The organism is Bacillus sp. ISL-57 (genome assembly GCF_018613135.1).
GTDB lineage: Bacteria > Bacillota > Bacilli > Bacillales > DSM-1321 > Peribacillus > Peribacillus frigoritolerans.
Genome location: NZ_JAGGQV010000027.1, coordinates 1 through 13831, shown reverse-complemented (window position 1 = coordinate 13831; position 13831 = coordinate 1). Strand labels below are relative to the sequence as shown.

Annotated in this window: 15 protein-coding genes; 5 read left to right on the top strand and 10 right to left on the bottom strand. The window is 37.6% G+C overall.

Annotation, left to right across the window (positions count from 1 at the left end; translation table 11 throughout):
- Positions 1-404 precede the first annotated feature (404 nt).
- Positions 405-590 (top strand): YjcZ family sporulation protein, encoded by a 186-nt coding sequence (locus J7I90_RS27890; RefSeq protein WP_285289467.1) that lies wholly within the window; start codon positions 405-407, stop codon positions 588-590.
- Positions 591-763: 173 nt separating this feature from the next.
- Here J7I90_RS27890 and J7I90_RS24575 read toward each other — a convergent pair whose 3' ends face one another.
- Entirely contained in the window at positions 764-1273 is a 510-nt protein-coding gene (locus J7I90_RS24575) for a hypothetical protein (RefSeq protein ID WP_214774231.1), read from the bottom strand.
- A gap of 283 nt (positions 1274-1556) precedes the next feature.
- Between J7I90_RS24575 and J7I90_RS24570 the strand changes: the two genes are divergently transcribed.
- Both J7I90_RS24570 and J7I90_RS24565 read left to right on the top strand, forming a co-directional pair.
- Positions 1557-2126, top strand: coding sequence for a tyrosine-type recombinase/integrase (locus J7I90_RS24570; RefSeq protein WP_214774236.1), 570 nt, complete (start codon positions 1557-1559; stop codon positions 2124-2126).
- A gap of 257 nt (positions 2127-2383) precedes the next feature.
- Positions 2384-3205: a hypothetical protein gene (locus J7I90_RS24565; RefSeq protein ID WP_214774230.1), complete on the top strand. Its 822-nt coding sequence runs from the start codon at positions 2384-2386 to the stop codon at positions 3203-3205.
- A 163-nt stretch (positions 3206-3368) separates the two neighbouring features.
- Here the strand turns inward: J7I90_RS24565 and J7I90_RS24560 are convergent, their stop codons facing one another.
- From J7I90_RS24560 to J7I90_RS24545, 3 genes are all read right to left on the bottom strand, one after another.
- On the bottom strand, positions 3369-4100 hold the full coding sequence (locus J7I90_RS24560) for an exosporium glycoprotein BclB-related protein (protein ID WP_214774229.1): 732 nt from the start codon (positions 4098-4100) through the stop codon (positions 3369-3371).
- A gap of 1197 nt (positions 4101-5297) precedes the next feature.
- Entirely contained in the window at positions 5298-7241 is a 1944-nt protein-coding gene (gene mobQ, locus J7I90_RS24550; RefSeq protein WP_214774228.1) for a MobQ family relaxase, read from the bottom strand.
- Between the two features lie 15 nt (positions 7242-7256).
- Positions 7257-7463 (bottom strand): hypothetical protein, encoded by a 207-nt coding sequence (locus J7I90_RS24545; protein WP_214774227.1) that lies wholly within the window; start codon positions 7461-7463, stop codon positions 7257-7259.
- Positions 7464-7617: 154 nt separating this feature from the next.
- Between J7I90_RS24545 and J7I90_RS24540 the strand changes: the two genes are divergently transcribed.
- Together J7I90_RS24540 and J7I90_RS24535 are read left to right on the top strand one after the other, a co-directional pair.
- Entirely contained in the window at positions 7618-7917 is a 300-nt protein-coding gene (locus J7I90_RS24540; protein ID WP_251025458.1) for a hypothetical protein, read from the top strand.
- 47 nt (positions 7918-7964) lie between these two features.
- Positions 7965-8603 carry a ParB N-terminal domain-containing protein gene (locus J7I90_RS24535; protein WP_214774226.1) on the top strand — a complete coding sequence of 213 codons (639 nt, stop codon included), beginning with the start codon at positions 7965-7967 and terminating at the stop codon, positions 8601-8603.
- Positions 8604-8791: 188 nt separating this feature from the next.
- Here J7I90_RS24535 and J7I90_RS24530 read toward each other — a convergent pair whose 3' ends face one another.
- The 6 genes from J7I90_RS24530 to J7I90_RS24505 form a co-directional block, all read right to left on the bottom strand.
- The gene (locus J7I90_RS24530; protein ID WP_214774225.1) at positions 8792-9613 is read right to left on the bottom strand and encodes a hypothetical protein; all 822 of its coding nucleotides are present in this window, start codon (positions 9611-9613) and stop codon (positions 8792-8794) included.
- A 393-nt stretch (positions 9614-10006) separates the two neighbouring features.
- Positions 10007-10204, bottom strand: a complete 198-nt coding sequence (locus tag J7I90_RS24525; RefSeq protein ID WP_214774224.1) for a hypothetical protein — start codon at positions 10202-10204, stop codon at positions 10007-10009.
- Positions 10205-10612: 408 nt separating this feature from the next.
- Positions 10613-11236: a MerR family transcriptional regulator gene (locus J7I90_RS24520; protein ID WP_214774223.1), complete on the bottom strand. Its 624-nt coding sequence runs from the start codon at positions 11234-11236 to the stop codon at positions 10613-10615.
- Between the two features lie 142 nt (positions 11237-11378).
- Positions 11379-12437, bottom strand: a complete 1059-nt coding sequence (locus J7I90_RS24515; RefSeq protein WP_214774222.1) for a type II TA system antitoxin MqsA family protein — start codon at positions 12435-12437, stop codon at positions 11379-11381.
- Positions 12438-12470: 33 nt separating this feature from the next.
- Positions 12471-12890 (bottom strand): hypothetical protein, encoded by a 420-nt coding sequence (locus J7I90_RS24510; RefSeq protein WP_311315241.1) that lies wholly within the window; start codon positions 12888-12890, stop codon positions 12471-12473.
- Between the two features lie 415 nt (positions 12891-13305).
- Positions 13306-13590, bottom strand: a complete 285-nt coding sequence (locus J7I90_RS24505; RefSeq protein WP_214774219.1) for a DUF3784 domain-containing protein — start codon at positions 13588-13590, stop codon at positions 13306-13308.
- Between the last annotated feature and the right edge of the window lie 241 nt (positions 13591-13831).

Genomic DNA, 13831 nt, shown 5'->3' with positions numbered 1-13831 from the left:
CTGCGATGACGACCATCACAAAGATTGTTGTAAGAAAAAACGCTGCGATAATGACTTTTGGGATAATTGCTTTTGGGGTAATTGGTAGTTTGTTAAATGGAAAGTACTTTGATACCGTACTTGATCAAGGTACTTTTTTTTATTGATCGGGCTTTTTTTATTTAATCTAAGTATAATCAATATTTTATAGGGCTATTCTGCCCCCTTAGCTGAATAAAGGAGTTTTTTTTCTTGAATTTGAATGTACGATAATATAAAAAATCATACATTCAAAAGGCCACCAATTGGCGATCTTCTTACTTTATTTCAATAAGGGTACCCTTTATCACTTTCTTGATTAGAGCATAAGAATATGTAACCCATTTAATTAATTTCCTCCTTAAAACAATAAGGAGATGTTTCTATTGTCAAGTTGTGGTCATGAATCAAATTGTGGTTGTGATAACGGTGTTGGTGGATTTGGTGGCGGTTTCGCTTTTATAATCGTATTGTTTATACTCTTAATCATTGTGGGAGCTGCTTGTTTCGGTGGTGATGATGGAGGTTACGGTGGCGTTCAGGGCGTTCAAGGATATGGCGGCTTCTGCTAAAAATAGTAATAAGAAAAACCCGTCCATTATTGGTCGGGTTTTTTATTTATAGTTGATTAAGGATTTTTGTTATCTTTTTAGCTTTCACTTTTTGAAGTGTATTTTTTAATATGAATAGTGAAATGTTAAAGAAAAAGGGTTAAATATTGAGAATTCAATATTTATATAAGCTATTATTGTAGTTGGTTTTGCTGTCCCATTTGGCCAAATTGTTGTTGCCCTTGTTGATTTCCCATTTGTTGGCCAGACTGTTGTTGCCCTTGTTGATTTCCCATTTGTTGGCCACCTGTCATTTGTTGTAACTGTTGTTGTGCTTGACTTACAGCTTGATTCATTTGAGTTAATGCTCGATTACTTTGAACGTATTGAGAAGCTTGATTTAAAGTTTGAATTGCTTGTTGAATTGATTGTTGAAGTTGTTGATCTGTTTGTTGTAATTGTTGTTGAGTTTGACCACTTAATTGTTGAATTTGTTGAGATAAGTGATTTTGTTGGCCTTGTGGTTGTTGTTGATTTTGTTGCCCCATTTGTTGGCCGGATTGTTGTTGCCTTTGTTGTAGATTAGAAAGTGAACTTTGGAGACTATTTAATTGATTTCTAAAGTCACTTAATTCTTGTGCAATTTCAATATCCACACTTTTTTTAACCTCAGATTCAATTTTTTTCTTAGTGTTATTATCCATAAAAAAATCCCTCCAATTTTAAATTAAACCCAAAAGGCCCTTTAATAAGATGCTCAACCGGGTAACTAAATATGCAATAAAATTCTTCAACTAAACTGCCCTTAGTTCATCAAGGGTAGTTTTTCACTTGAATATGAATGTATGATTTTTGAAATTATCGTACTTTCAAAACCCTGATTTCATTGACTTTATTCGTTTTTTCTCTTTATAATGAAAAAAGAAGAAAAATCGTACATTCAAATTGTTGGTACATAAGGGTTTGAAGGGAGAGAGGTCGATGAAGATGACGCAACCAAAAGATGTGCAGCCGATCCGGGATCAGCAGCAGTTAGAAGATATGAAATGGGCGCTGAAGCGCCATTGTTCGGAACGTGATTACATCCTGTTTGTTGTAGGCTGCGAGACCGGCCTACGTGTCGGGGACCTACTTAAGCTCACCACGAAGCAGATTCTGGACCTTAAAAGCAAACAACACAAGATCCTCCGGGTCAAGGAAGGCAAAACGCAAAAAATCCGCGACATGTATATCGCGAATTGCTTCGAAGAGGTCTTTGAGTACGCCCAAAGCGTCCCAAGTCCCTATTTATTTCCGTCCAGGAAGGGAGAAGGCCCCATTACCCCTACTCAGGCCTACAGGCAGTTAAATAAGGCTGCAGAGTTCGCTGGCGTAGAACATGTGGGCAATCACACCTTACGCAAAACGTTTGGCTATTGGTTTTACAAAGCCACGAAGGATATTGCCATGTTGCAACGGATTCTACATCATTCCCATCCTTCCGTCACCTTAAGCTATATTGGTATTACCGAAGAAGAAACAAATAACGTATTAAAAACATTTAGTGTCTTTCAGTAATTAGAAGTACTCGCTAATTTAAAACGTCTCATTACATTTATGATCGAACTGTAAAAGGTTCTTTTTTTTATGTAGGGGCAAATGTGTAGCCACTGAAGGCACCTTATAGCACACCACTTAATTACCCATATTTTCAAAAATATTTATAGTCAGTCCAGATAAATAAGTAACCGTCCAATCAATCATTTACTTTATTAATAATATAAATTGTAATTACTACTCCGAAAATACTTTTTGTAGCACTTTAGTCCTAATCGATGCTAAAACTCATTTCATTTTCAAAAAAAAAAGTTACAAGAAAGGATTGTGATTTTGTGGGGAATTTCGGTAATCAAAACCCATTAAACAGCCACTGGGGTTCTGTCTGTTTTAACGACAGCGACTGTTTTGGCAAAAAATCAAGAATTGACAATCATTCAAGAGTTAAACAGGAAAATCCATGTAAGTCTTGTGGGTCTTGCGATTCTGCTTGCCAATGCGATTTTAAAGCTCCAGCACGCGAACTCGCTGCACCATTAAACAGCGACTGTTTCCTAGTGAACTCAGTTGTAGGCTCAAAAACGGTACAAAAGGTTGCAGAAGCAACATTTCCTTTTACAGCGTTTACTCCTGTTATACCAGTTGGATCCACTATTGTTTCGGTAGCTGTTGTACCGACTCTATCTGGTGTTGTCCGTAACACGACAATCATTAGGGACAAAGTAGTTAACATCGGGTTTATTCCTGTAACTATTACGGTAACATTTTTGGCACCAGGAACAACCACTCCTGCAACAGCTGTACTTGCAACGAATTTACCATTCCAGGCGCATACAGACTTTCCAGGTGCCTGCCCTGAGGATGCAGTAATAGAACCCGCATTGGTAGTAGAAGGGATCTTTGCTCAACCAGGAGTTTCATTCGTCACGGGCACGGGCGTTGTCACTACTGATGCTATTTTAGTCAAGATTGTACTACGCACTACAATTACAGTGACTCGACAAGTTATTGTGGATTCACATGGTGGTATTTGCGACGTAAATGACCGTCGTTGTGAATCTTCAACTACTCCAACAACTAATACTCTTCCTTCTACGTAACTATCAAAGCCTTCTCTAAATAGAGAAGGCCTTTATTATTTTATTCTAAACGAAATCCCTAGATTTACTTTTACAGAAGCCTTTAAATAATGTGAGTAAAACCAATGCCGACAAGATTAAGGCTCTTATAACGGGAGTTTCGACTAATGGAAATGCAGTGAAATTAACTGATTGCAACACCCGCACTGGCATTACCAACCACGGTAGTAGCGAGAGTACCAACACCAGTTCCCGTTATAGAGAAAACCATCAATAAACGCTCTCCCGGACTTACTGCTATTGACAACCCTGGAGTAAACCCTTGACTAATAGTACCAATAGGAACTATACCTGTGAGGGGGGGGGCTAATACTACAGTAGCACCTGGAATTGCAGTGAAAGTGTTACTTCCTGCTGGTGCTCGAAATAATTGTGCTGTAATCGTTACTGAACCAGCAGGAATAGTTAATCCAACTGTAGTGCTGAAGGATGCAGCTATCGAAGTAATGGTTCCAGCACGCGGAACCGTAAATGCCTCACTAGGAAGTCCTGTTAGGTCTATTGTGCCTCCAAGAATAGAAATACCAGGAACAGAGGTTCCAAACCCAATAGCACTTGAAGTACCCACGAGTCCACCTGCAATAGTAGTTAATACAGCAGGAACAGTACCGGATGCGTATGGAATGATCGCACCAGCCCCTGGCGCTCCTGGTGCCCCCGGCGCTCCTGGTGCCCCTGGAGCTCCTGCGGGTCCTGGAGGTCCTGCGGGTCCTGGAAATCCTTGAGGTCCTCGGGGACCTGGTGCTCCTGGAAATCCTTTATCTCCTTTATCTCCTTTGAACGCTTGATGAACAGGGGGACAACAACAGATCCTATTGAAACAGCGAGGACAGCAAAAATTAGAATTAGATGACATAAAATTCACCTCCTTCTAATAATATATTTTTGTTTTTTAATATTGCGCGACTGTTTGTCCATAAAACTGTAACTAAATAGAAAAAAATCTAAATAATGAAGATATTGCCTAAACAAGAATTCAAATGGTTCCAAATGGGACATCCGAAAAACGAGGTTATTCTTTTGAAGAACTGGCTGTAGTCTTTAAAATTTTCAATTCTTCCAGCTGCCAACATGGCTTTTCTTCCTTTCCGGAAGACAAAAGAAAAAGGCATACTTTACCCTTTTGCCAATCACAACTGGATTAGAAAAGTTAGAATGCTCATCTAGTCCCTATAGAGACGAAAAACAGGGTTAGATCTGGCCCATTTGTTTATAACAGAAATATCAATCCATTTAACGTAATGAAAATTTAAGAAGATAAAGCTCAGAGAATTATACTAATTCAACGAGCTTTATCCAAAATTACAACAAATTCATCTTATAAATAGTACTTGTCCTACTATGCAGGGGAAAGGAGTGAACCAAGTAAATCAATAAGAGCTTGTACAACAGATTGGAAGAATTGGAACAATGCAGTGACTACTCCCTCTAAAACTTCACCAATTATGGGGAATAAGTGAATTAAGAAAAGCAGTGATAGATTGTATCAGAGATTGAAGTAATTGAACTAAATAATTAATTATCTCTTCTAAATTATCAGTAACTATCGCAAGAAGTGAATTCACCAAATTAATTGTACTTTCTAATATATCTTGAATAAATTGAATTAAACTATTGATCATCTTTTCGTGGAGATATTATATTTTATGTAATGAAAATGAAACCGAAATGGACAAACATCTAATCATAATCAAAAGAAGAAATTAGGACTTTGAGCAAACTACTCAAGATGTATTGATGCGCATCAACGGTTCCCCCCTATAAATATAGAAAAACCACTGGGGCCAGTGGTTTTTCTATATTTTAAGTCACAAAGGATATCTCCATGTTGCAACGGATTCTGCATCAGTCTCAGCCATCCGTTCCCCTGCGTTATATCGGCATTACGGAAGAAGAAACGAACAACGTATTGAAACATTTTAGCGTTGTTCACTAATTCAACTTCTTTATTTTCTTCAAGTAATTTTATTCATTTTGATGTAGCAAGAACGTTACTTTTTTTATATTTTAGGGCGGGAGGGACTGTACTACCTTTCATAGTACAGTGAATATTTTATCTCTCCATTTCCCAACCACGATTACGCTTTTTTTCATTAATTTTAACTTTTGATGTCTTTTGCTGTTGACGTTTTTGTTCCATCTGCATGTCCCTTCCTGCCTGTTCAACGCCATTCATAATGCCCTCTAATAGGCCGAGGCCCTTTTCTTGTGATTGAATCTGATCTTTAAATGCAGGAACTCTAGCTTCCATTTTCCCTAAAGTATGGAACTGTTTTTCAAGGTCCTTTCTTCCAGAAACGCCTTCTTTCTTCATCGAATCTTGGGAGTTTTCTCGTGTAGAAATAGCCTGTTCATATTCTTGTTTAGCTGATTTTGAAACAAGCAATTTTCCTTTCAAGAAAGGATTGTTCTCGATTTTTTCAACAACGGCATGCTGCGTTTCATAATTTTCCAGATAGCCTTCAGCACGCTGCAGGCGAGACCGATGCTGATTCACACGATTCAATTCACCCTGGAGCCTTTGAATTTCCTCTTTACGGTTATGTAACGTTTTCTGGATGGTCTCAAGTGGGACCACTTTATTTCCGTTTGCTTGATTAATGTCCATAAGCTTTTTAGCCGTTTCAAGGCTTATATGGAGCATTTCAGGACGTTCAGGATATAAAGAGGCCACTTGACGTACAAAAGCGTTCTGGTGGGCTGTCTCAGCCTTTTTTAAGACGTCTCTTTCCCGATTGATTTGTCCACGTGTCTGTCGATTTTTCTCTAGTAGCCCAGGATAATCCGTTTGATATTGACTTTGCATCTGGTGAAATTCTTTTTCGGTATGGAAGCCAAGCTTTTCACGGTAGCTGTGTAGTGTTTTATCACGCAATGTTATTTGGTCTTCCGCCTTGGACATTTCCAGTTCGGCTTGTTCCTTTGTCATTCGATTTTCCTTTAGTTTAAAGGGATTCATCCAATTGATTGTTTCCAATTGTTGCTGGGCTTGCTGGCGTTGATTTTCAAAAATATGAATCCAACGGTAGGTTTCAGAAGCGCCTCGGATGGTTTCATCTTTCCATCGAATCTGTTGGTCCTCGTTATGTACTTGATTCTCCCACTGATCGAGCTCCTTACGTTTTACAAAGATTTCTTTCAAGGTAGGTTCACGATCCACGTTCAAAAGCTTAGAAGCTTCTTGTAAGTGAACACGTTCGGCAGGCGTGTTGAATCGTTCGGATTTTTGCCGTTGTTCTTGCCTCCATGCTTTTTCTTGTTGCAGGGCTTTCTTTTCTTCCCGGTATTTTTGGAGATTCACGACAAGACGATTATATTCTTGGCGATCACGATTGATCGTTCCTCGGTCCGTTTGGACCCCACGCTTTTCCATTTCGTGAGCCACATGGCCAAGATGGACCGTTGGAAAAATAATCAGGTTTCGTTTTTCATGGGATTCATGGGAGATACGGTCCTGAATACCTTCACGTTCTAAGGATTTATTAGCATGTTCTGCCCACTGTTCACGCCATTGCACCAATAATTCTTTTTTGTTCCAGTCACGATTTTTAACGGTGAATCCGTCTTTGGAAATTTCGCGAGTGGTCAACATCACATGGGCATGGGGATTTTCTTTGTCGTCACGGTGAATCGCTACATCGGCAATCATACCTTGATCCACGAATTCTTTTTGAACATACCCACGAATTAACTCAACCTGTTCTTGATGGGATAATTCCCTAGGTAAAGCGATATTAATTTCTCTAGCCACTTGTGAGTTTTTTCTTGTTTCGGCTTTCTCCACTTCATTCCAAAGTTGTTGCCGATCTTGTACCCATTCTGGAGACTGAGAAGGCGCAAGAATCATGGTTTCTGGTTGCACCTCTCTTTTATAGAACTTGGTTTCATCTGTTCGTTCATCTGTTAATCGTTCACCAGAACGATAGGCAGCCGAAGCAACAGCTGATTGACCTTTGCTTCTTGAAATCACTTGTGCAGAGAAATGGTAAATGGCCATGATCGAGCACCTCCTTTAATGGGTTTGATAGGTACGAAATGAAACAGAAAGCATCGAAGATGGTTCCTGTTTCATTTCGTTTTCGCCGATACGGCGATGACTTTTTGTATCCGTCCCGTAGACGGATACTTCCTTTCCATTCGGCCTGTAGCCGAATGGAGGGTTTGTATTTTTGTATTCGCTCCCTAGCGAATATGCTTTTCCGTTGCGAAGCAACCGCACACAAACGAAGTTTGTATAAGTGCGCCCTTTGCTCTTCGATCTCAGGGAATCATGCCACACTCATTGTGGCGATTCTTGCCTTTTGTCTAGTATTCTATCACCTATTTCGCTATACTTAAAGAAAATTATGGCAATGAAGAGAGGGTTTGGTTTTATGGCTCGTAAAACGGATAGTGAAAGGTTACAAGAGTTAGAAGAAAAAATGGAGAAAATGAAGGCACAAAAACAGCAGATGGAGAGCCGAATCAAACAAAAAGAACGAAAAGAACGGACAAAACGATTGATTGAGATTGGGGCCATTTTTGAACATCATTTTGAGATTACAAGCAAAGAGGAAGCTGAAAAAATCGCATGGGGGTTAAAAAAGGTGGTCACCAATCGAAAAGAGGATTTATTAAAACTTTCCATTGATGAATTGAAAAACCAAAAAGAAAGAGAGCTTCAGAACAAATAAGAGGTTTTCCCCCTATTCATTTAAAACGCTAAAGGAGGACAATGAGCATGCCACATAAAATGACGGTAACTGGAAAACCTGTAGGTCCCTTATGTCAGAAAGGCTCTTTTTACACGTTTGACATGGAGGAAAGTGGTTCCCCCTCTTCCCCAAAAGGGCTTCCAGGAGGTTCAACGATTACGTATACGGTCTTTCTCAATCAGAAACAGCTCCAAAAAGCCGGCCTTACGGCCAAAAATATCAACCAACAAAAAATCATGGTGCAAGGCGAACCAACGTTGGATGTATCCGTGGATGATTGTCCAGGGGAAATCGGATTGATCTGTTTTCAAGTGTCGATTCTGCCTGAAAAACCTGAAAAAAAGGAAACATCCAAGCCTGTAAAGATCCAAGCAGCAGAAAAGCCAAAAGAAAAACCAAAAGCTCCAAAAGGAACCGAGGATTTTCTGGAACGGAAAGCAATCGTGGTTCCAGAAGCGTTTTTAAACTCGCACCCGAATCCTGAAAAAACGCAGCAAGTTGTGAACTTTGTTAAACAGAAAGGCCATTTAGATGAACCCCTTACCATTAACCGGGAGACAAACTTGCTGACAGATGGCTATAGACGGTACATTGTGGCTCAACAGCTTGAATTAGAGATCGTCCCTGTTATCTATGAAAAAGAAACAGTTCTAGCTAAAAGCTAGAAAAGCACACAGGTATTTTAAGTGGTCTCAGAAGTCGAATAAGCACTTTTACACTACGACCTTACTTTTATACTCGAAGAAAATTTTAACACCTGTGAATGCCATTTAAATCGTTCTAACTTTATAAAATCGTACAAAGGGCTTTTAAAACACGCAAAAAATATGTATTGGTGGCTTCTTATTGAGATTTATGAATTGCTGGTTGAAAAAGCGTCTAAAGGAAGCTCCGAATATGTCCGATCCATGAGTCTCTTAAAAGTACCTGTGAAATAACGAACCAGATTGGTTTTTACTTTTCCTCGTTTATAGCCTCTAATGGATTGTTTAAAGGCGTTTATGGCCGTATATGTAATGGTTTCTTGTTCGACTATGTGTGAAATGGCTTTCGTATCAAGGAAAACACTTTTCCAAAAATCTTCAATCATGGCTGCATGATCAAAGAAAGGCTTAACAGCCTGGACAAATTCTTTAGGAACATAAGAAGCCGTAAAAGTAGAATCTAAATTAACATCCTTACGTATATTTAAGTTCTTTTTCTTGCTAGTTTCTAAAAGATTACTAGTTTCCCTTTTAAAATTGGAGGATTCACCCTTACTGCAGCAAGGCTTCTCTTGATTCTCGCAATACGTCAATTTTCTCTTTTTTAATACATCAATTGTGTTGAAAATATAGACATTATGTCCTTTGCCACCTTTAGATTTCTTCGTATTTACGATGGATACGATACCTAAATCTTTTGCTTTTCTTAGCATACGTTCAAAAGTGGATCGGCTTATCCCAAACCCATTCAATTTTTCATTGATAGCTTTTACTAGCGTTCCGATCTTGGCGTTGGCTACACCTGCATATTTTGCAGAGAATCGGACCAGGCGTTTGAACGCAACCAGTTCTCCTTTAGTGAAATCTTTTTTATGTTCGGCTAGGAACATTTCAATCGTGTTGTTAAATTCCTTTATGCTGCTAAACTTGCTGTACTCTTTAAAATTTTCTATTCTGCCTGCGACTAACATGGTATTTCCTCCTTAGAGGACAATAAAAAAGACACTGATCCCGATAAAGATTAAGGGAAACAGCGTCTTTTTTATTGTGTCTAAATAGAAAGAAACAATATTTTTTCCTTGAAACTGAAAGCAATATACACTAAAATAAGTGATATAACTTTATTAGTAACAAGGAACTTCGACAAGTGTTTTCCCTAGGGCTATTAGGGGGAACGGTTTAAGGGTGTTAGCGCACCACTTAGACACGTTGGAGTTCTTTTTTTCGTCCATATTTTGTTATGGTTAATTATCCAACAATTGCTACCAAAAAACAAGTAAATTTGATAGTTTATGAGTCAGGATTGAAACAGAGGAGCTGGATGTTCTTTTCCAAGCTTTTAGCTGCCAGTCCGGAGATTTGTTTTAATTTTTGTGATTCCCTTTTTCTAAGGTGGATTTTATCTTGTTTAAGCGTGTAGTAATCTCCATAACACTTTGGTCTATTCTGTAGTTTACTTTATCGAAATTTCCTTTTAATTCTTCATCTAACCTGTCAAGTTGCCTAACCATATCTTCAAGACGCCTTTTTATAGTCTCTGCTAATTCTTCCGCATCTGCCATTTATAACACCCCTTCTATCTACCTCATAACCGCCCCATACAGAGTCTTTGTATTTAACCCTGCAATATTCCCTCTTTCGGGGATTAATAACCTGGTCAATTGGCGTTTGACTCTGTGTATGAGGGTGTTTTTGAGTTTTTATAATGTGGCCATAGTACTCGTAAAAAGAAGTGTGACCATGGTGTCTGTTAACGGTACCGGACCGAAGGGAGGATAAGGAGTTGATAGACTCACTTCCGAAAACATCTTGGTATCTCAAAAGGCATCTAACGTAAAACTATAGAAAAAGGAAAATCCTATAGTCTTTGTCATATTTAATGATTCAGTTTACATAAAGCACCTTACCGGAAGTTCAACACTAATAAAAAAGGTAATTCAGCTGAATTACCTTTTTATTAGAAATATAATCTACCAAAACTTTAATCGTTTCAAAATACCTTTTCCATCTGTTTTTTCCATTCCCGAAGCAATTTGGAGAGTATTTTCCTCTATCTCTTGAACAACTTGCTTTTTAATTTCTTTTCTTTCTTGTAATAGAGCCATTTTCACTGCTTCATTTACAGCATTTTCAAAACGATCCTGCATCACAGTAGACATTTCTTTAGTTAGGTCATTTTTAAATTGTTCCATGATTTCACTTTGTTTATTAGAGAGTTCTTCAATCAATTCTTTTTTGAAATTTTCCATCTGTTTTTCTTGCGTTATTAATCCGTTTTCTCCCTGTGAAACGCTAGGCGTTATTTCTGTGTTTTTTATCGTTTTATCCTTATTATAAAAGGATTTTTCAATCTTATTAGCTATAGTTTTACTCACATCATTTAGAGGTTGCTGTAAGTCCATTAATTCTTTCATGTTTTCCAAAGCCCTGATGTCTTTTTCATAATAGATTCTTTGATCCCTTGCATTACGTTCAAACTTTACCCCCTCAGCTTCAAGCTTTAAGCTCCAGCTGCGAAGAGTATCTTTGGCGATTCCTAATCTTTCGCTAACAGTTTTAGCAAAATAACCGAAATTGTCCTCAGCGTTATTCATGAATAATCACCCCGTTATTACGTTAATTCTAGATGATAACGCTCTTTTCCTACAAGGGAAACGGTACATTTGTAGATTAAAAAACCTCTGGAATAGTTAGTTCCAGAGGTTTTTTAATCTCACAGACTACATAAACTTTAAATTAATTTCTCTGTAGCAATTTTAATGTTCGATACATTGAATCAAAGAAATGATGAATATCGTCTTTTTTAATTACCCAATCGCAACTCGCATCATCAGGCAAATCTGCGCGCGTTTTTCGCCAAGGATACTCAATATGTGTTAAGTCCTCTAAAAATTTCGCTTCAAATTTACTATATTTATCCCATATCCAATGCAATATACTCAACTGATCAGATGTTAAACCTAAATCCTGAATCGATACACCAAAATCTTTATCAATTCTCTTCGAACCATACGGTTTATAGCGATGGTACAAATCAGGAATTACAGGACCATGTTTCCATGCTTGGAAATTATCTTCAAATAAATCGTGTCCAGTAAAAGCGTGGTTCCATCCCTGAGCGAAATACATTAATTTCTGAAGTTTTAAAGGAGAAACTCTTAAATCGTCTTCATCTTCCTCATTAAATTCTTGCCCTTTTATAATAAAAAACTTTTCTACTGATTCTGTAGAAGCCATGTGCCATTCATCATCTATATCTTCTATATTTAACAAAGTAAGCCTGTCATCTAATCCCTTTAATAACTCACTCGATTTTACTGTATCTAATAAAAAAGATAACCTCTCTTCAAGTTCTCTTTTAGGTTTCTCTTCAAGTTCATCACGATAATTATCAAATGCTCGTTTCATCGCGCGTGGATCTAAATATGTTCTAAAATGAGTATCATGTTTTTTAGTCTGTAAACTTCCATTTTCATACCGAGAGATAGTAGCAGGGCTCCATCCAATTAATTTAGCCATTACGCGCGTACTAACCTGATAAAGTTCGTTACGAACATAACGAAAATCTTCTGCTTTTAACATATCTTTCTTTTCCTGATATTTACGATAAATCGTATTATAGTTTCGATCTGTTAATTCGTCGTTATCTGTGTACTGTCCACATTTTGTACATTCATAACGTTCAGCTTCATATGTGATAGTTTCGCCATTCAATTCAACTTTATCTGTAACAAATTTATGTTCAACCGGAGTTCGTTCAAAACAATGAACACAAAATTTTAATTGTAACGTCATATCTTTTTCCTCCTGTTTTACATACCCCCTCACTCATGATGCCTTAAGGGGGTATGTGATTGTACGATCTGGTTTATGAAAAGAAACACAACAGGTAAAAGGGCCATCATTGTCTTCAATAAAACTGAACTTAATATAAACTTCCATTGTTTCATTTCCAGTAACAACCTTTCCAAATTCCCACATATCACTATTACGCAATCGTGGAGGAACATTACTGCTCCCATTAGGATTGGGTCCTCTGTAATAATCTTCATAAGTTAGTTCTTCTTCAACAATTAGCCTTACATCTGCGGCTCTAAATCCTAATTCCAACAAAGTAGCTTCGTTCTTATCTCTTTGTGCCAAAAGGATAAAATGGTCATTTCCCCGATGAATACAATCAACAATCTTCTTTAAAATGTCTTCAACTTGGGCCTGTGTAGCTCCGTTGAATGCTGCCAATAAAACCACATCCAATATTAAGACTAGTGTTCTCAGTCATACGATATTTTATTCACGGATAACACTTTTTGTTATCCATTAATAACATTTTATCATAATTTATGAATATTCAACATGAAAACAGAACAAAATAACAGAAAAAAACTGCTTTTGAAAATATCGTGTTTCGTTATATATTCACCATGAAACAGTACAGGACTAGAACACGAAGATCATGGAGAGTTTTTTACTTGAGTTCAAATGTACGATTATTGTAAGAATCGCACGTTCAAAAGGCCGCCAATTGGCGGCCTTCTTATGGCGCTAACGCACCCGTTAGTTTAAGTGTATTAAATCACAAACTTAGTTGTTATGCTGCCCCGTTTGTTCCATAAGAAAAAGAGCTGATCGTGATCGTCACAGCTCATTAAAGTTATAGCACCTTTTAGTCAAGTAACCTTCTATTGATAAAAACATATACAATTGTTAATAAAAGCAACATAGCAATTATAAGAACCGTTAATTCATAGGGATAGTCAATAAAACTATTGAAAACTACTAACAATCCTAACGGGAGAAAAAAAGTTCCACCTGTCACTGTACCTAATAAAGACTTATTTTTTATCATTTTTTCATTAAATCCTGCTAACAACCAGGTTTGTTTTTTCACAGCTACTAAGTACGATACAAGTAAAAGAGCTATACCAATAACCAATGATCCATAATCCACCTTTTCACCCCCAAAGGACAATTTTATTTTCTGCTACTTTTAATACGAACTAAAAAGGTAAAAGTTCCCTTTTCCTATTGATTTTACCACAAAAAACCATTTTCTTGATGAACTAACCTGCCCCGTTAGTGCCATAAGAAAAAGGATTGCCTCACAACCCCGATCCAACAAACGTGCCTATTGTTTAACAAGAAGCAGAACTATCTTAGATATCCTCCATTATTAATATCGAATGTTGCGC